The organism is Streptomyces sp. NPDC056061 (assembly GCF_042266885.1).
Lineage (GTDB): Bacteria > Actinomycetota > Actinomycetes > Streptomycetales > Streptomycetaceae > Streptomyces.
Genome location: NZ_JBHJWQ010000049.1, coordinates 1 through 17,567, shown reverse-complemented (window position 1 = coordinate 17,567; position 17,567 = coordinate 1). Strand labels below are relative to the sequence as shown.

Sequence of the window (17,567 nt, the reverse complement as noted above, 5' to 3'; positions counted from 1 at the left end):
TTGAACCCGATACGCCTGTTCACTCGAAGAGTGGTTCTTCATACGCTGCCCCGGCCCCTGAGCCAGGCACATCGTTGCAGGTCAGGAACACTCTTTGCGTTTCCGATCGCGTGCAGGGCTTCCCACCACGCGAAAGCCAAGCGTAGTCGGCATGTAACGGTTTGCACTCCTTCTCCCGGATATGAGAGTGAGAGAACATGAAGCTGCCTGTGCGCCCCTCCTTGGGTGTCGCTGCCGCTGCCATGGCGGTGCTGGCCGCCACGGCCGCCTCCGCCGTAGCCACGCCCATCGCGGCGGCTCCGGCTGCAACCGCGCCCGCCGTGTCGTACATCAACCGCACGGCCTGCAACGAGACCAGCTACGTCGAAATTCACAACAACAACGGCAAAGACGTGCTCTGCTACGCCAACGCCGGACAGACGGGCGTCGCCATCTACGGCGTCAACTGGGTCGAGTCGGGGAACAACGTTGTGACCTTCCAGTTCCAGCGGAGTTTGAACAACCCGAGCCTCGAAAGCGTCACGCTCAAGAAGTGGGATACGTGGAAGGCTGGTAAGAACCCGGTCCACAAGATCGTCTCGATCAAGATCCACTAACTTCGCCGTTTCGGCTGGGACTGTCCGGATACTGGCCGGATACGCGAAAGTGCCTTCTGAGCTGGGGCGATGAACCTTTTCTAGGGGTTCTTTTGGTCCAGGCGGTAGGCACTTTCTGCGTACAGCGGTTTGGCGATGCTGGAGAGTGACGGCGGAGGACGCGAGGGAGTCCTATGAGCGGGTCTACACCGACCTGCTCGGTGCATGGCGCGGCTGGACAGTCTGAGGTGAGGCGTCACCCGAGCGATGCGCACTACCGGCCGCTCCAGCGCGACGTCCTCAGCAACCAGGACGCGGCCGTGCTGTTCCAGGCCTCCTACGAGGGCTCCGTCTCCACCGACTCCGAGGAGCCGATCGCGGCCACCGTCGCGGGCCTGATCGACGCCGGGCTCCTGGTCCGCGCCGACGACGGCACCGCCGTCCTGACCGACGACGTTCGGTACAGCCTCCGCCTCGCCGACGACGACAGCCCTGCCTACTGACACACCTCATGGCAGAACCACTGACATCCGGTGGCAAAACTCCACTGACGTCCTCACAGCAGACGACACTTCTCGTGAAGGCCGCCCGGCACCTGTGTCCTGTGTCATCGAACCTTGACTGCGTGCCATCGAAGTTTGATCGACATCATCCCTGGTCAGGGCGCTGTGGTGGCGTGCGGCCTTCGGAGCCCCGCGCTCGACCGCGCATCCACGCGAGAGCCCGGCGGTGCTCGGCTCGGCCATCACGAGCCTCTGACCTGCGCTGATCAAACTTCGATGACACAAGCTCGCGTCCGTCAAAGTTCGATGGCAAACGGTCAAGGTTCGATGGCACAGTGACCTGTCGTAGAGGAAGTTGAGCGATTCGCATCGAAGGTTGAGTGACTGCGACGGGGCAGCCTATTCGCGGCCTTCCTCCCCCTTGCTGCGGCCCTCACCTGCTGAAAGAAGCTTGCTCGAACCTTCGTGCTGACTCATCGCGGTGACGAGTGAGGAGGAGACGTGGGCCAGGGCGGGGTCTGCAGCGATGAAGAACGTTTCGAATCCGGCCAATTCCTGGTTCATGCGGGCCATCGGCATTTCATAGTCCAGGTCGTGAACGTCGCGGACTCCGCGGATGACGACGTCGATTCCGGCTCGGCGGCAGTAGTCGACCAGCAGGCCGCCGGTGTGGGAGTCGACCGTGACGTTGCTCAGGCCAGTTGCTACCGCGCGGAGCCGGTCCAGCCGTTCGGTGATGGGGAAGCGGCCGGTCTTGTTCGAATTGAACATCACGCAGACAACGACCTCGTCGAACAGGAGGGAGGCGCGGCGGAGAACGTCCTGGTGCCCTTGAGTGACCGGGTCGAAGGATCCTGGAAAGAGGGCTCGCATGATCGGAAAGAATAGAGCGGCCGGCCCGCCAGGGCAGCCAAACCACCAAGATCGAGCGTGCCAGGGATACGCCATCTCTGTACGCGCGTACCGGTTCCCCACCGTCTCCCCAGACAGCGGGACCCAAACGATCACTCAACCTTCGTTGAGAAAACCTGGCGGCCACCAGCCTTCGGTGACAACGCTCAACCTTCGCTGCGAGAGATGACACAGGACATCCGCCGGTGTCCTGTGTCATCGAACCTTGACTGCGTGCCATCGAAGTTTGATCGACATCATCCCTGGTCAGGGCGCTGTGGTGGCGTGCGGCCTTCGGAGCCCCGCGCTCGACCGCGCATCCACGCGAGAGCCCGGCGGTGCTCGGCTCGGCCATCACGAGCCTCTGACCTGCGCTGATCAAACTTCGATGACACAAGCTCGCGTCCGTCAAAGTTCGATGGCAAACGGTCAAGGTTCGATGGCACAGGACAACCTGCCGGGCGGCCTTCACGCGTTTCACCCCCTCGACAAAAAGCCCGATCAGGTTAAATAAATGGGTTAAAGCGCAGGGTAAACGCTGCTAGGGTGGTGACACGAGAGGAGATCCGCATGGCAACCGAGGAAGAGCTGTTCGCGAACATCGACGCCCTGCTGGAGGAGGAGCCGCAGCTCCCGCCCCCGGCGGAGCGCGCCCGGCTCCGCGAGGCCGCCGGCATCACCCAGGCCCGCCTCGCGGCCGCGCTGAAAACCACGACTCAGACGGTCAAGAACTACGAGAACGGCCGCTCCGAGCCGAAGTCACCGCGCCTGGAGGCGTACCAGCGGCTGCTGAAGGGATGGGCCGCGAAGTACCCCGCGCACGGCACACCCGCGGCGCCCACCCCTGCCCCGACCGGCACACCGGAGCCGGTGCCCGAGACCTTCACTGGCCCGGCCACCCCGGAGCGGGCAGAGACCGCCGCACCGGCCCAGGCTCCTGCCGCCCCGGCCACGCCCGAACGCCCCGCCCGTCCGGCCGCGCGCCCGGCGACGTCGTCCCGGCGCCCGGCGGCGAAGAAGGCCGCCGTGCCCGCCGTCGACCCGCGCTTCCCCCACGGCCCGCTGGCCGTCCTCGATGGCGACGGCTCCGCGTACGGCATCGACGGCCTGGTCCTCGACTGCCCGGCGACCACGGTGGTGGAGCTGGTGGAGTGGACGCTGCGCGAGTCCGGCCTCGGGGCCGCGAAGCTGCACCGTCACGGCAAGGACGCCGACCCGCTGATCGTCCTCACGCAGTCCGCGGCCGCGAAGCTCGGGCTGCCCGAGCGCCTGGAGGACCGGCGCGGCCTGCGCCTGCCCGAGGACCACCCGGTCGTCAAGCAGGTACTGAAGGCGAAGTGGCAGCTCACCCAGCGGGGCTTCGGGCCGTGGGCGCGGATCTACCGCAAGGCGCAGGGCCGCGAGCGGCAGTGCGTTCAGCTGGCGATCCTGCCGTGGGACGCCCTCGACTCCCGCTCCTGGCCCGGCGTCGCGGACATGGAGCCGGCCGACGTCGCCCGCGTCCTCGGCGTGTACGCCCAGCGGGTCATCACCCCGCGCGGCGGCACCGCGGTCAACGGCCTGGAGCTGATGACCGCGCTGCGCCCGCCGACCCGGCCCGTGCGCGACGAAGCGACCGGTAACTGGGTGTCCGGCCTCAACCCGGGCTCGCTGGGCACGGAGCAGATGGACCCGGCGCCGCCGGAGGGCCAGCCCGAGCACCCCGCGATCTACCACTCCGGGTGGAAGGGCGGCTTCCTGCACGAAGAGGCGTACCAGTGGGTGCGGTCGGTGGACACGCTCACCGATGAGGAGTGCCTGCTCCCCTTCGCGGTGGGTCTGGACCTCAACACCGCGTTCCTCGCCGCCGCCGCGAGGCTGACGGTCGGTCTGTCGGAGCCGGTGCACTTCCTGAACCCGGCCTTCAACCCGAAGATCCCGGGATCGTGGCTGGTCGACCTGAGCCACGTCGAACTGGACCCCCGCCTCCCGTCACCGTTCACGCCGACCGGCGAGCGCCCGACCAGCCCGGCCTGGTACCAGACGCACACCGTCGCCTACGCCCAGGAGCTCGGCTACAACGTCGCCCCGATCGAGGCGTACCTGCGCAAGGAGACCGGCGCGTACCTGGACCCGTGGCACGACCGCCTCAAGACCGCGTACGTCGACACCCTCGCCGACCTCGGCGTCACCAAGGACCTCACCGACACCGAGTTCCTGGCGGCGATGGAGCGACACAAGGACGTCGACCCGGCCATGAACGCGGTGCTGTCCGCGATCAAGGGCACGGTGAAGGGCGGTATCGGGAAGCTGTTCGAGAACCCGCAGGGCAAGAACTACAAGGAGGGCGAGCCGTGGCCGGCCATGATGCGGCCGACCTGGCGCCCGGACATCCGCGCCGCCGTCATCTCCAAGGCCCGCGTCAACATGCACCGCAAGCTGCTGAACATGGCGAAGATGACCGGGCTGTTCCCGCTCGCCGTGCTCTCCGACTGCGTCGTCTACCCGAGCCCCGGCGCCTCCCCGCTGGACTTCCTGCCGTACGCGGCCTCGGGCAAGCCGCAGCCTGGCGGGTTCCGCCTCGGGCCCACGCCGGGCCTGGCGAAGCTGGAGGGCGTCCAGGAGATGGCCTGGGCGGTCGACCTGATGGAGAAGGGGCTGAACCCCGCGAGGCACATCAAGGGCGGCGACGCCGTCCTGGACGAAGGGGAGTAGGGCTGTGGGGGAGATCGACGACGCGATCGAGCGGGCCGACCGCGAGGCGTTCACCAAGGACCCGCCCAAGACCCTCAAGGGGCAGATCGGGTTCCTGCTCAAGCAGTTCGGCAGCGCGAAGGCCGTCGCCCAGGAGCTCGGGGTCACCGCCGACTCCGTGAACCGCTACCGGCGCGGCGCCCGCAAGCACGCCCGCGCCGACGTCGCGGCGAAGATCGACGACGCCGTACGTCAGCGGTGGCAGCCCATGGTGCGCAAGCGCCGGCAGAAGAAGGCGGCCACCAGCACCGGGATCACGGTGGAGACCCGGGCCCGGTTCGGCTACACCGCGCCGGTCGGCACGACCGACGACGGACGGTTCCGGCGACTCACCGTGCACCTCCCTCCGGAGTACGCGCAGCGCCTGTTCGACGCCCGCGACGCGGGGGCCAGCGACCAGCAGATGCGCGGCATCATCGCCGAAGGGTTCAAAGAAGTGTATTTCCAGGACGGCGGCGGCCGCGCCATGGGACTGTCGGACGTGGAAATCAACGACATCGACTATTTGGACCTGGACTACTGAGTAGGAGCCAAAAACATGACCATGGAATTTCCGCTGTGCGCTTCAGTTGGCCAGTGAGCGTGTGAGTTGGCCGTTTGAGTGCTTGTCGATGTTCTGGGCGAGCTGCTCGGCGTAGGTGTCGAGCAGTGGCTTCATCTGCTGGTAGAAGCGGCACCCTTCTGCCGGAGCCAGTGACTGACGGTGAACGGGTCCTGTCGCCATGCCGTGTCGACCTCGGGGCTGTTCAGGGCTTCCGGCCGGGTGTGGGGGTGAATTGGGTTTCACCGTGGGCGGCTTGGATGCAGCTGTAGGCCGCGGCGGCGAGCGTGCGCGGTCGACGGTGCATCACTCGGGTGGGCGGTCTCATAAGTTCAGTCAACGCTTTCCGAAGTTCTCCGGGCCGCAGGAACGGACCGCTCGGCCTGTCGCGGCAAGCACATACGGATAGAGCCATGCTTCCGCGGCGAGGTCGGTGCGCAGAGCGCGGACGGTGATCACATAGCGCCCCGTCCAGCGGATGTGGGCGCGCATGAAATATCCGTCGCTGAAGTTGCTTCGGCGAGGGCTGCCATCGCTGTTGGTCTGGGCGGACCAGAGTGCCAGCTCCTTGAAGTACAAGCCGTCCTTGATCAGAAAATCGTAGACCATGCTGGCCGTCGTGCTGTCCGGCATCGGGAATACGGTGACGGAGACCAGGATGGGCGGGTTCGAGCTGTGCTGCTCCAGATAGACCCCGGACATCACCTGTGGACAGTCACAGGAGGTGAGCACGGAGACCACGTTTGTGGGCCCGACCTCTTCGGTCGGCCGGGGACCCGCCGCCACCCGTAGGTACTCGGTTTCGAGGTCGTTGACGAACTTCTCAGGCAGCAGAGCGTCCGCAGTGAACGGAATCGGATCAGTTGCCTTGCTGCTCCATGACTCCGGATCGATCTTTTCGTCTCCCTCTGCTCCCGCGGCGGTCGTGTCGTGAATGGGTCCGAGAACCCGGTCGGCCTCGGCGCGCTGGGCCCGTATGAGGTCCCTGACGCGTGAGGGCCAGGGCCGTGTGGACGGGGCGGCTTGGCCGATGAGGTCTCGTAGTCGGTTCAGGTCGGGTCGCTCGGCCGGGTCCTTGGCCAGGCACGCTTCGGCGACCCGCCGTATGCGGTCGGGGAGCGCCGACAGGTCGGGCTCGGAGTGCAGGACGCTGTGAAGCACCTGCTGGAGCGACGTTCCCGCAAAGGGGCTCACTCCGGTACAAGCCATGACCAGCACGGAACCGAGAGAGAAGATGTCGCTCGCCGGCGTGATCGCGACTCCTTCGACCTGTTCGGGAGACATGTAGGGAGGCGAGCCGACCACCCACCCGGTCCGTGTCAGCCTGGTGCTGCCTGGAGCGTCATCGGTGGCCAACGCGATACCGAAGTCGACCACCCGGACACCCTGGTCGTTGACCAGCGCGCTGCCCTGGCCAGTGAGCGGGCCACCAGGCATGGTGGCTTCATCAGTGAGGAGGATGTTGTCCGGCTTGAGGTCCCGGTGCACCAGGCCTGCCCCGTGGATCTCGTCGAGGGCGGCGGTGAGGCCGGTAGCCAGCCGCAAGGCGGCCTCCTCCGGAAGCGTCCCAGCAGCGACGTCGCCGGTGGCGGCATCGGTGGTGACGCCGCCGACGACGTCACCGGCCACACCAGCATCGACCACCTGCTGCAACGAGGGGCCGGAGATGAAGCCGGAGGCCAACCATGGAGTGGCCGCATTGAGGTCCGCGTCGAGCACGGGGGCGGTGTATGCGCCCCGGACCCTTCGTGCCGCGGCAACCTCCCGCCTGAACCGCCCTTGGTGATGGGCGTCGTCGGCGAGAGCTGTGCGAATAAGTTTGACTGCCACCGGCTGGCCGTCCGACGCAGTCCCCAGAAAGACCCGGCCCATACCGCCGCGGCCCAGTACGGCCAGTAATTGGTATGGCCCGATCTCCCGCGGGTCAGTCTCCGCCAAGGGCTCCACCCTCACCACCTCCCAGCACAGATCATGCCTCTCAGCAGCGGACAGCGGTAGGCCGGTCCGGCAGCATCTCGCGTCCCGTGGAAAGTAGAGCTCAGCTCCCGGCGCTGCTGGTTCTTCCGGGCAGATGCTTTGCTCAACTCGCACACTGAGGGCTTTTGTTGGCGAGTCGGCGCCTGATTTGGCGAGTGTGAGCGATTCATCTGGCGGGTCGACCGCCGCCCGTGACGGTGGAGGGCGAGGGGTCGGCCCGAGTGGTTGACTCTCCCACTGTGGGAGAGCTGAGGGTCGGGCACATGCACGTCGACGACAGGGCTCTGTTGAGCATCGGAGAGGTCGCGCGGAAGACCGGGCTGTCGGTGAAGCTCATCCGACACTGGTCCGACATGGGGCTCGTCCCGCCGGCCTGGCGGACAGCCGCCGGATACCGCCTCTTCGACGCCGGTTCTCTGGCTCGTCTGGGGCTGGCACGGACGCTTCGCGAGCTCGGACTCGGCCTCGCGGCGATCCGCGGCGTACTCGACCGCGAGCGCACCTTGGCGGAGGTGGCCGCGGTTCACGTCGACGCGCTGGAAACACAGATCCGCACGCTGCGCTCGCAGCAAGCGGTTCTGCGCTCCGCAACCCGCCGCGAAACCACTGCCGAAGGACTCGCCTTCATGAACCGAACGGCCCGACTGTCGGCCGCCGAACGCCGCACGATCATCCACGAGTTCGTGACCCGGACCGTCGCAGACCTCGACGTACCGACCTACCGCCGTAAGCTGCTGGCCGCCACTCCGGAACTGCCCGACAACCCCACGGACAAGCAGGTCGACGCCTGGATCGAGCTGAGCGAACTGGTGACTGATCCCGCCCTGAACTCCGGAATGCGGCGCATGGCGCGGTACGCCGCCGAGCATGCCCCCGGCGAACACGACGACACCACGCTCCGGGACGCACAGCAGGTCACCGACGACTGGGCGGAGCGGGTGAATGCAGCGATACGGGAGGGGATCGCCCCGGACTCACCGGCAGCCGACCCCGTCGTCGCGGCCATCGTGGCGGCCTGGATTCCCACGCAGGCACGGACCCTCAGCGAGGTGCGCACCGACGGCGCACCAGCCCGGCGCCTGCTGCTGGAACAGCTCGAAGTCGCCTCCGACGGACACGTCGAACGGTACTGGCAGCTGTTGTGCACCATCAACGGCCAACCCGCGCGGCCGAGTCTGGCAGCGGCCGGAGACTGGCTGAAGACCGCGCTGCGCGCCAATCCCGAACCCGGGGCACGCGCGGAGCGGCTCGGCGAGCTGTACGACTCCGGGGCCGGCGCCTGGGAACCCGCGGGCCTGCTCGACGCCTGCGAGAGAGTCCTGGACGCCGTGGGCAGCGTCGTCTCCGTCGTGGACGCAAGCCTGTTCGACCGGCCCACGCCATGCGCCGGCTGGGACGTCCGCACCCTGCTCAATCATCTGGTCTGGGAGAACCTGCTGTGGTCGGGCCTGGCCAACGGCGCACCTCGATCCGACGTCACCGCCGATCATCTGGGAGACGATCACGTCGAGGCGTTCCATGCCGCCGCGCAGAGCGCACGTGCCGCCTTCCGCCGACCCGGCATGCTCGACCAGCGGTACGGGCCCGCACCGGGCCGACGGCTTGTTGAGCAGTTGGTCATCGAGACGCTGGCCCACGGCTGGGACTTGGCCAAGGCGATCGGACACTCGCGTGATCTTGTCCCTGACCTCGCCGAGTCGGCCCTTCCGGTGGTGCGGGAGATCTACGGCGGCTTGCCCCGAACCGCAGGCGGGTCCTTCGCCCTGCCCCAGCCAGTACCCCAAAACGCGACCGCCCTCGACCGCCTAGCCGCCTTCCTCGGCCGTACCGTCACCTGAAAGCTCCAGCCCACGCAGGCCAGCCCGCACCACCGCACTGAGCGCTTCAGCCGGCGAAAGCCGCCATCTGAAGCGCTCAGTCACATCCGCCCATCGACCGCGACAAGAGCCCGTTACTCGATGCCGACCACGATGCTGTCCGCACCGCCGATGCGCTGCGCGCCAGCCCACACATCATCTTCGTCGCCCCGGCCGAGCCCGGCGACGAGACGGTCTGGTTCCGCGATGCCGACGGCATTGGTTTCGAGCTGTCCCTGACCACCGTGGAACCGGCCCCCGACGCTGAGCGCGTGGCCTACGCCTGGCACGCGGTGGCCGCCGCGATCGGCAACCACCCGCACTTCATCCGCGCCACCCTCGAACAGCCATCCTTCGGGCCACTCAACCTCAACACCATCACCGCGCTCACCCGCGCCGGCAACGAGTACACGCTGTCGCTGACCGGTTCCCCGCGCCCCGTTCACGAGGAAGAGCCGACCTCCCCAGCCGCCGACGTCGCCTACGCCGCCGACAAGCTGCTCGTCAGCGACCCGAGCGACTCCGAGCGCGCCACGGCCAAACTCCTCAACTACGTGGCCGCCACCTGGGACAAGCAGGACCTGCCGCTGCGCGAGCACGCCCAGGCCGTCGCCCGCACCCTGCGCACCCAGTAGGAGGGGATCCGTCCATGACCGCATCCACGGCCACCCGGCGCGCGTACGGTGAGGTGACGACCCGCCGGGAGGACCAGATGAGCGCGCAGCCCGACCACGCACCCGTCACGCCGTACGCCCCCGCGCCCGGGGCGCCGGCCGAACTCCTCGCCCAGCTGCGCGCCGACCGGCGCGCCGACACCTGGGTGCCGGCCTTCGAGCGGGAGTGGTCGGCCGCGCTCGAGGAATCGCGGCGCACGTTCTCCCTCGCCGGGCTGTACAAGGTCGTCCAGGACTGGCAGGGCCGCCTCGCGTCCGTCCCGGCGGTCGACGCGTTCGTCGCCGGAGGCTGCGACGACAGCGAGTTCGTCGACATGGCGGAGCTCCGGGGAAGGCGACGGCGCCGGTGAGCGCACAGCAGCCGTACGCGGTCCGCTTCTCCGCCCCGGCCGCGAAGGTCCTCGACGCCTTGCCCGAGCACGTCGAAGACATGGTGTGGGACGTCTTGGACGCCGCCGCGGCCGATCCGTGGGGATTTCGGCAGTGGAACGGAGGACCCCAAGGGCGAGGACGTCCGCCACGCCTCCGTCGGCCAGCTCTCCCTCACCTACTGGGTGAACCGCCCGCTGCGCCGCCTGTCCATCCTCACCATCACCTGGCTCGGATAGCCACCCGTGACAACGGCCTGACCTCGGCATCGCAACTGCCGGGGTCAGGCCGTTTCCGATCGTAGCCACGGTCGTGTCCACCGACTGCCACCCGGGCGGCAACGCGTATCCGCTCGCAGTAGTCACCCGTTGCCGCGGTGCCGGGTAGCGTGCCGGGGACTGATCCGGACCCGGGGTGGGGAGTAGCGATGCGGTTTGCACGGTTCGAGGAGAGCGGCCCGCTGACGACGATCGAGGTGGGGGCGCTGCGGTCGTTGAACGCGGCGGTCTTGACCGCGCGGTACGAGTTGCAGTCGGCGAGCGCTGTCTGGGATCGGCTCCAGAGCGGCGGTGACGTGGCCGACATGCACGAGGCGAAGACGACGTTCCCGTTCTACGGGGAGGCCGTCCAGGAGATCGCGCGCGGCGCGGCCGCGTACGAGCGCCACGTGGCGTTGACCGCCTGGCGGTACACGGCCGCGGCGGTCGTCCTGGGCGTCACCGTGCTTCACCGCGTCGCGGAGGCAAAGCCGCCCTTGTCGGCCGCGACGGTGGAGGAGCTGTGCCAGGAACCGACGTTGGGCCGGCTGCACGAGGCGCTGTCGGTTCCGGTGGCCGAACTCCTGCCGGAACGCGAGCACAGCCTCCTGAACGAGCGCGAGGACACGGCGCGGCGGTGGGCCCGGGTGCGTGACGGCGTGGACAACGCGATCGAGCTCGTAGTGGAGATCGCCGCAGACGAGGAAGCGGCCCACCCTCGGACCAAGGACGACGCCGCCGGTTATCTGCTGACCGAGCACTGCCCGCCCCACACCGACCCGGTGTACCACGGCGTCCTGGAGCCGCTGTTCGAGCTGGCGGAGGAAGTCCCCTTCGACATCGCCCGGATCATCAAGAGCAGCTGACCTTGCCCCGGCTCAGACTGACGGCGGCGTCGCGCCGGGCAGCTGCTCGGAGAAGGCCCACCACTGCTGGATGGTCCACACGGCGACGCTGGAGCGGTCGGTGGACATCCGCAGCCACACCTCCTCGCCGCCGGGCATGAGCGCCACCTCCAGGTGCTCCTCGTCCCACGTGCCCACCGGGTACATCCACTCCAGGCCGTCGTTCGGCCAGGTCCGCATCGCCACCGTGCGCACGCTCAGCGCCACCGCGAAGGCGTCCAGCGCGGCCCTGGGTATCCGCACCTGCGCCGGCTCCCGCTCGATCCCCGCCACCGGGCCCCCGTTCGCCTCGCGCGGCGGGCCCGCACCCGCCGTCGCGGATCAGCGTGACAGACCCGCGCCCCGCCCGGTGCCACACTGTGAGACTAGGAGGCTCATAGGCCGTTTGCCCAGGTAGACACGGTGATCTGTGAGGCTGTGAGCCTGTGGGATGGGGTCTCGGGAACGCGTGGGCCGGCCGGTGACCGCGCGCTTCGGCTGCCACCCGCAGGGCCCCGTACCGGGCCCTGCGACCTTCCGGCGCGGACCCGGCCCGTTTTCCGGGGATATGCCGGTGGCATATCCCGATTGGAGGGATCCGCTTTCTTGACTCGTGGGGCGTGCGTAGCATCTGCGGTGCTGCCGTCGTCGGACATCGTCAGACATTGGCCGACACGTCACGGGCACAAAGGCGGGGCCGCCCCGAAGGACGGCCCCTGGGCGGGCGCCGGACTAGGCCGTGTGTCGAAAGTCGCTGAGAGGCAACGTTGTGGCGGGCTGGAGCGTCCATGGGATTGCCGGACTCGGCTTGGCCAGGGTGTTGAGGGGGCTCGTGGAGCGGGGTATGGGGAAGCAGGATGGTCCAGGCCGAGAGCTGAACGCTTATGAGAAGGTTCTCGCAGAGGACCGCCGCGTCATGCGCGAGATGTTCCGTGTGAGCATCGGCGGTGCCCATGCCGGGCTCGTCATAACGGTCTTCATCGTGGTCTTGTTCGCTGCCATTGGCGGCACCGTATGGGCTCTGATCGTTGGCGGAGCGGTTGCGTTCTGGTTCGCCGTCGCCCTTATCGCGGTTGCCGGTGGCGGTCGCCGCGGGTGGGCCGCAGTCAAGCGCGCTTACCTCTTGACTTTCGGCTGGGCCAGCTGGCTGTGATCGTCGGCGAGGGTATGGCCGACGCGAGCAGGCAGCATCGGCAGCTCCGTCCGTCACAGCCATTCTCCGATCGCGGCGACAAGGACGGTGGCTTCGAAGCGGACGGCGAGTTTGTCGAATCGGGTGGCGACCGCCCGGTGCCTTTTGAGGCGGTTGATCCCGCACTCGACCGCATGGCGTTCGCGGTAGTCGACCGGGTCGAAGCGCGGCGGCCGGCCGCCGCGGGCGCCGAGCTTTCGGCGGTTGCGCGCCTGGTCGGCCTTGTCCGGGATGGTGCAGCGGATCCCGCGTCGGCGCAGGTAGGCGCGGTTCCTGCGGGAGGCGTACGGCTTGTCCGCCCGCACCCGATCGGGGCGGACGCGTGGCCGGCCCGGACCGATGCGGGGCACGCGGAGGCCAGACGGGCGGCCGGCCCGCCTTCGTGCCCTTCGGCAACAACGGCTCCAGCACCGCCCACTGCTCGTCCGTGAGATCTCCCCGACCCATGAACCGTGATCATTCACAGCCCAAGATCCACTTTCGACACACGTCCTAGCAGTGGAGCCGAGCCAGAAGGTCGAGCACCACCTCGACCAGGCTCAAGAAGAAGCTCCACGCTGCATAGTCCGGCGCATCGTGCTCACCCATCGATCGGTCCCTCCGTGAGTCGGGGGAGGCGATTCCTCCCTCCGGCCAGGGGCCCGGAGGGAGGCGGACGAGTGATCCCGCGAGATCGCACTCTAGGCGTCAGTAATCACACATAGTCACGAATGATGGAAATTGCCCATTTCTGGCCACCGCCGTACAGATGCGATCAGATAAGCGGCGCAGGCCTCGGGCGGTGGCCGCCGCCCCAGGCGAGGCGCGGCCTCCGCCGGCGCCCGGCCCGTGCTCGTCGGCCCCCTGCCCGCTGTTCCGCATAAGTCGGCGTGGCGGCGCGCCAGGTCCTCCAGCACCTCGTGCCAGACCTCGCCGCAGGCGCGCCGGAGGACCGCCTCCTCCATAGCGCGGGCGGCAGCGCGGCGAACATGTCCGCGAGCGGCCCACCCCGGCCCTCCTGCTCGCCCCACCACAGCTGCTCCGCCACCACCATGTTCCGGTTGATCCAGAATTCTGGAACGGTGTGCCGCCCCGTCGGCGCCGGACCCGCCACCGCCCGGGGCGCGCTGCGCAGACCGGTGACCTCCCGGCCGTCCTCCGAGTTCGCCAGGAGGGCGCGGGCCGCCGCGGTCGCGGCGAGCGCGGGTGCCAGCACCCCGGCGAACTGCGGCCCGATCCGGGCAAGCGCGTCGACCAGGGCGTCCACGGTCGCCAGCGTGTCCGACGCCGCCGATGCCGACCATCCGTCCTCGGCCACGGCCTCCCACACCTCGCACGCCACGTCCGACAGCACCTCGACCCGCTCCGGCAGCTCCACACCGGGCCCAACGATCCCGCCTCGGCCTGCGTACCGCCGAAGCGCCGGCCCGTTCCCGCGCCCGCGCTCCCGCACGCCCTGGTGGTGCCCGCCGGAGCGGAGGACCATGGAGTCGTGGGCGAGCAGCACGAGGACCAGGAGCACGGCGCCGAACCGGCGCGGCCGCCGCTGAGCGAGGCCCGCGCCCGGGAGATGACGGCCGGGCTGCGCGAGGCGATGGAAGACGTCCGGCGCTCCGTGGCGGTGCTCGCCGCCCGGGTCCGCGACGCCCACGCCGCCCGCGTCTGGCTCCCCCTGGGGCACAGCAGCTGGGAGTCGTACTGCGCCGCGGAGTTCGGCATCAGCCGCGCTCAGGCGTACAGGCTCCTCGATGTCGCCCGCGCGCTCGCCGCGATCCACGACGCCGTCACCGCCGACCCCGATCTGTCTCGCACGCGAGACACCGACCCCGGCTCCGCGGCCGCGCTCGACTACGGCCTCTCCCAGCGGGCCCTGATCGCCGTCTCCGGCCGTACGGACACCGTCGCGGAGCTGATCACCCGCCGACTCGCCGCGATCGCCCACAGCGGCCTCCAGGCCCTCGATGAGGCCACGGTGCGCGCAGTAGTCCGCCAGGCCGTCCGCGACGTCCGCACCGCCCCGCCCCCGGCGCCCGCCGAACCGCCGGCGGACCCGACCGTTGCCGCGCTGCGCCGTGTCGTCGACGACCTCGCCGCCAGCACCCACGCGATCGGAGAGCTGATGCTCGAAGTCGCCCCGGCCTACCTCTCCGACGCCGAGGCGGCGAACCGCGCCCTGGCGCTGCTGTGCGACCAGATCGGCGAGCCCCTCGAACACGGCCTCGCCGCCCGCCGTTACGCGATGTCCGGCGACCACCGCGCCCTGCACGGCACCGTCCTGTAGAGCACCGTTCCCGGCCGCTCCTGTGTGGCACACAGCCCGTTTCCCCAGGTGGACGCGGTGCGTATGAGGGTGTGAGGTGTGAGGCGAGGGCCTGCACCGACGGGACGCCGCTGCTCCTGGCCGTGCTGCTCGCCGTGGTGTGCAGCAGCTTGCTACCCGGTGGGCAGCAGCCGTCGTGACCGGGGTGCTGCTCGTGGTCCTGGTGGTGGTCCTCGGGGTGCAGCAGGGCGGTGGCGCGGGCGCAGCGCAGTATTTGCATGGGCCAGGCGGCACACGGGTGCTGCTCGGGTAGCAGGCCGGCTCCGGCCGGTGCAGCACGGCCAGCTGCTGCACGCTGCTCGGACCCTGCTGCAGCAAGCACGCCCGCTGCTCCAGAGGCGGGCAGCAGGGCCGCGGGACCGGCTCGGCGGCTGCATAACAGCGCAGATCTGCCATGCTCGGCAGGAGATCCATGCACGGCTGCTGCATACAGCGCCCGCGCTCCGAGGGACCGTCGTTTGTTCTGCTCCTCCAGAACATCGCGGTTTAGCTAGTGCTACCGACTTGACCCCGATCAGGCATGAAGAAGGCGCCGCACCCGGAGGACCGAGGGGTGCGGCGCCGCGCGACTCAGAAGGTCAGCGTTTCCGCCGGGAAGCGAGATCGATGGGAGGTTCGGCCGGACGCTGGCGGCGGGCCGCCTTCTCCTGGCGCTCCTTCTCGTGCTGCGCGACCCGGCGCTCGTAGCGCTCCTGGAAATCGGGGTGGTCGAACCGGTCGTCGTCGTCCATCGCCCCGATCGCCGCCAGCTGATCCGCGGGCGTGCGGAAGCCGGCGATGAGCGGGCTGAGCCGGTAGACACCGTTGCCCTCCTTCCACACCATCTGCGCGAAGCCGAGGTGCTGGAGGCCGCGGGTCACCATCGAGCGGCTCAGTCCGACGAACTGGGCGATGGCGTCCTGGGTGGCTACGCAGCGCCCGCCAGGCTCTTGACGGCCCAGGAGGTGCAGCAAGATCGGGTACGCGGCCGGCGGCATGTTCCTGGGCGTGAACGCGAGCGCGTTGTTGGCCGTCCAGACGTACTCGGGAACCATGCTTTCCACGGCGATCGTCATGACGTCCCATCCTCCTCGGGCCGCGCCTGTCCGGCTGCGGTTCGGGCCCGTGCTCGGGCCTTGTCCTCCCGGGGCGGCTTCTTCTCCGGGTCCGGCAACGTCCGCAGCTCGCGGAACGCCTCTGGCAGGTCTTCATTCTCGTCGATCGCGTCCAACAGCGAGAGCTGGTCGACCTTCATGGTGCCCGCTACGCGAAGACCGGGCTTCGGCTCGATGGGCACCCGGCCGCCCCTGAGCGTCAGCCGGGGGTGCAACTGGTACGTCCCGGCCTTGACCTTGACGACGACTCCGTTCTGCCCGGCGTCCTTCAGTGACCGGGAGATCTGCGACTGCTTCACCTTCAGCAGCTCCGCGAGCTTCGTCTGCGTCGCCTCCACGGTCCCGCCGGGCTTCTGCATGCCCATCATCCGCACGATCAGCCGCAAGGTGACGATGTCGTCGCGGTAGTAGTCGGCGAGCCAGCACAGGAACACCTGGCTGTCCATGACGAAGTCCTCGCCCAGGAACCCGTCGCTGGTGACCGGCGGCTCCACAGAGGCCCGGTAACCGTCCGGCAAGTTGACCACGTTCGCCTGCCGCAGGGCCCCGGGCATCCGGAAGGCGCTCGGGGGAGGCGGCGGGGGAGCGTTGGCCGGGGCCGGCCTCCGGCGCGGCTGCTGCTGGGGCTGTGCCGTCATCGGGGGGCTCCGCTCCTCATGATCAGTAGGTGATGCCAGCCGCAGCATACTGGATTGTGCTCCTCGTGCACTTTCCTGTTCTCCAGATGCACTTTCCGCGTGTCGTTATCACCCGGGGGTGATACCTCCCCCCTCCCCGCAGGACCTCGAGCACGAGCCGACTGTCTGACCGTTTGTGCACCCGACGCACAAACTGGACTGCAGCCGTCAGCACCTCGGTCGCGGAAATGTGCACCAAAAGCACAAACGAGAGCGGTTTTACAACCCCGGGGTGATAACTCACCCCCTGATTTATCACCCCGGGGTGATACCCTCAAGACCCCCAAAACGCGCTGACCTGCGGAAACGTCGATCTCTCTTCCCCCTCTAGAGCGCGCGCGTGATAGCGGATCTTGCCGCCGGACTCAACCACCGACACGCTGCTGGCCGCCGACCTGGAAGCGCGGCTCAGTGAGGAGCCAGGATCTGCGGCTGAGGCGGCTTCGCGTGCGGCTTCGTGGACCCCTGCGGACCGTAGGCGGCAGCAGCGTTGCTGCGTCTCGGGTGGTGACGGCCGTGACGCTCAAAAGCACGGAAGCGTGGCCGGTGCCGGTGAGCGGTTCCGCCGCCCGGCCCTGGGGGGCCGTTCGGCTCCGGTACCTCCGCACGTCGAATTGCGACGCTCCCATATCGGGGCTTCCGTTCTGTGGCTGAGCAATTAACGGCCGCGCAATCCCGAATTCTGCCGATAGTTTTTCTCCGGGATACGGGGTGGGCGCGGCCGGAAACCAAACGCTACACAGCGTCGAAGCATGATGCATCAGTCTGTCAGTGCGTTCACTCACCCAGGTGATGCATCGTCGGACTCTGCACCATTCGGAGCGTTGACCGTGTATGCTGGCGGAGTATCAATGAACGCGAGCGGCTGGTTTCAAGGGTGGGGGAGGGGTTCGGGTGGAGTGCAGCGGAGCCCGTCACTACGGTGGGGCCGGCATCCCGTCAGGCCGATAGTCCGTCACTCTCGTTGCGGGGGTGGTGGCTGGGATTCCCAAGCCCTACACAGGCCCGCACGTGATGCACCTCCCCTCGTAGCCAGCCCCGGTGA

16 protein-coding genes and 1 pseudogene are annotated in these 17,567 nt (G+C 68.7%); 10 read left to right on the top strand and 7 right to left on the bottom strand.

From position 1 onward, the window contains the following. Positions 1–197 precede the first annotated feature (197 nt). Positions 198–596 (top strand): beta/gamma crystallin domain-containing protein, encoded by a 399-nt coding sequence (locus tag ACFC79_RS36015; RefSeq protein WP_376249190.1) that lies wholly within the window; start codon positions 198–200, stop codon positions 594–596. Positions 597–823: 227 nt separating this feature from the next. Beyond that, positions 824–1,078: a hypothetical protein gene (locus tag ACFC79_RS36010; RefSeq protein ID WP_376249189.1), complete on the top strand. Its 255-nt coding sequence runs from the start codon at positions 824–826 to the stop codon at positions 1,076–1,078. A 399-nt stretch (positions 1,079–1,477) separates the two neighbouring features. Here the strand turns inward: ACFC79_RS36010 and coaD are convergent, their stop codons facing one another. After that, a complete protein-coding gene (coaD, locus tag ACFC79_RS36005) occupies positions 1,478–1,951 on the bottom strand; it encodes a pantetheine-phosphate adenylyltransferase (protein WP_376249188.1) in 474 nt (157 codons plus the stop codon). 588 nt (positions 1,952–2,539) lie between these two features. Here coaD and tap point away from each other — a divergent pair. Then, entirely contained in the window at positions 2,540–4,663 is a 2,124-nt protein-coding gene (gene tap / locus ACFC79_RS36000) for a telomere-associated protein Tap (protein WP_376249187.1), read from the top strand. A gap of 4 nt (positions 4,664–4,667) precedes the next feature. Further along, complete coding sequence (tpg, locus tag ACFC79_RS35995) at positions 4,668–5,225, top strand: telomere-protecting terminal protein Tpg (protein WP_376249186.1); 558 nt, start codon at positions 4,668–4,670, stop codon at positions 5,223–5,225. Between the two features lie 354 nt (positions 5,226–5,579). Here tpg and ACFC79_RS35990 read toward each other — a convergent pair whose 3' ends face one another. Then, positions 5,580–7,190 carry a serine/threonine-protein kinase gene (locus ACFC79_RS35990; RefSeq protein WP_376249184.1) on the bottom strand — a complete coding sequence of 537 codons (1,611 nt, stop codon included), beginning with the start codon at positions 7,188–7,190 and terminating at the stop codon, positions 5,580–5,582. Positions 7,191–7,483: 293 nt separating this feature from the next. Between ACFC79_RS35990 and ACFC79_RS35985 the strand changes: the two genes are divergently transcribed. The 4 genes from ACFC79_RS35985 (at position 7,484) to ACFC79_RS35970 (ending at position 11,242) form a co-directional block, all read left to right on the top strand. Beyond that, positions 7,484–9,058 carry a TIGR03086 family metal-binding protein gene (locus ACFC79_RS35985; RefSeq protein WP_376249183.1) on the top strand — a complete coding sequence of 525 codons (1,575 nt, stop codon included), beginning with the start codon at positions 7,484–7,486 and terminating at the stop codon, positions 9,056–9,058. Between the two features lie 290 nt (positions 9,059–9,348). Continuing rightward, entirely contained in the window at positions 9,349–9,711 is a 363-nt protein-coding gene (locus tag ACFC79_RS35980; protein ID WP_376249182.1) for a hypothetical protein, read from the top strand. 77 nt (positions 9,712–9,788) lie between these two features. Further along, entirely contained in the window at positions 9,789–10,100 is a 312-nt protein-coding gene (locus ACFC79_RS35975; RefSeq protein WP_376249213.1) for a DUF6247 family protein, read from the top strand. 446 nt (positions 10,101–10,546) lie between these two features. After that, a complete protein-coding gene (locus ACFC79_RS35970; protein ID WP_376249180.1) occupies positions 10,547–11,242 on the top strand; it encodes a hypothetical protein in 696 nt (231 codons plus the stop codon). A gap of 12 nt (positions 11,243–11,254) precedes the next feature. On the opposite strand, the gene ACFC79_RS35965 is transcribed toward ACFC79_RS35970, so the two are convergent. Beyond that, the gene (locus ACFC79_RS35965; RefSeq protein WP_376249178.1) at positions 11,255–11,524 is read right to left on the bottom strand and encodes a hypothetical protein; all 270 of its coding nucleotides are present in this window, start codon (positions 11,522–11,524) and stop codon (positions 11,255–11,257) included. A 580-nt stretch (positions 11,525–12,104) separates the two neighbouring features. Here ACFC79_RS35965 and ACFC79_RS35960 point away from each other — a divergent pair. After that, entirely contained in the window at positions 12,105–12,413 is a 309-nt protein-coding gene (locus tag ACFC79_RS35960; RefSeq protein ID WP_376249176.1) for a hypothetical protein, read from the top strand. 53 nt (positions 12,414–12,466) lie between these two features. On the opposite strand, the pseudogene ACFC79_RS35955 reads toward ACFC79_RS35960, so the two are convergent. Next, positions 12,467–12,808 (bottom strand): annotated as a pseudogene (locus ACFC79_RS35955) (transposase); the annotation flags it as partial. Between the two features lie 398 nt (positions 12,809–13,206). After that, positions 13,207–13,953: a hypothetical protein gene (locus tag ACFC79_RS35950; protein WP_376249174.1), complete on the bottom strand. Its 747-nt coding sequence runs from the start codon at positions 13,951–13,953 to the stop codon at positions 13,207–13,209. On the opposite strand from ACFC79_RS35950, the gene ACFC79_RS35945 reads away from it, so the two are divergent. Then, complete coding sequence (locus ACFC79_RS35945; protein ID WP_376249172.1) at positions 13,924–14,712, top strand: hypothetical protein; 789 nt, start codon at positions 13,924–13,926, stop codon at positions 14,710–14,712. The two genes, ACFC79_RS35950 and ACFC79_RS35945, sit on opposite strands and share 30 nt — an antisense overlap. Before the next feature lie 617 nt (positions 14,713–15,329). Here the strand turns inward: ACFC79_RS35945 and ACFC79_RS35940 are convergent. Both ACFC79_RS35940 and ACFC79_RS35935 read right to left on the bottom strand, forming a co-directional pair. After that, positions 15,330–15,806: a hypothetical protein gene (locus ACFC79_RS35940; protein ID WP_376249170.1), complete on the bottom strand. Its 477-nt coding sequence runs from the start codon at positions 15,804–15,806 to the stop codon at positions 15,330–15,332. Beyond that, positions 15,803–16,483 carry a hypothetical protein gene (locus ACFC79_RS35935; protein ID WP_376249169.1) on the bottom strand — a complete coding sequence of 227 codons (681 nt, stop codon included), beginning with the start codon at positions 16,481–16,483 and terminating at the stop codon, positions 15,803–15,805. Before ACFC79_RS35935 ends, ACFC79_RS35940 begins: the two co-directional genes overlap by 4 nt. Positions 16,484–17,567: the final 1,084 nt, after the last annotated feature.

Coding starts and splice junctions, on each gene's coding strand:
- coaD (WP_376249188.1), bottom strand. CDS start 1,951: ATGCGAGCCCTCTTTCCAGGATCCTTCGACCCGGTCACTCAAGGGCAC.
- ACFC79_RS35940 (WP_376249170.1), bottom strand. CDS start 15,806: ATGACGATCGCCGTGGAAAGCATGGTTCCCGAGTACGTCTGGACGGCC.
- ACFC79_RS35935 (WP_376249169.1), bottom strand. CDS start 16,483: ATGACGGCACAGCCCCAGCAGCAGCCGCGCCGGAGGCCGGCCCCGGCC.
- ACFC79_RS36015 (WP_376249190.1), top strand. CDS start 198: ATGAAGCTGCCTGTGCGCCCCTCCTTGGGTGTCGCTGCCGCTGCCATG.
- tap (WP_376249187.1), top strand. CDS start 2,540: ATGGCAACCGAGGAAGAGCTGTTCGCGAACATCGACGCCCTGCTGGAG.
- ACFC79_RS35985 (WP_376249183.1), top strand. CDS start 7,484: ATGCACGTCGACGACAGGGCTCTGTTGAGCATCGGAGAGGTCGCGCGG.
- ACFC79_RS35960 (WP_376249176.1), top strand. CDS start 12,105: ATGGGGAAGCAGGATGGTCCAGGCCGAGAGCTGAACGCTTATGAGAAG.
- ACFC79_RS35975 (WP_376249213.1), top strand. CDS start 9,789: ATGAGCGCGCAGCCCGACCACGCACCCGTCACGCCGTACGCCCCCGCG.
- ACFC79_RS35970 (WP_376249180.1), top strand. CDS start 10,547: ATGCGGTTTGCACGGTTCGAGGAGAGCGGCCCGCTGACGACGATCGAG.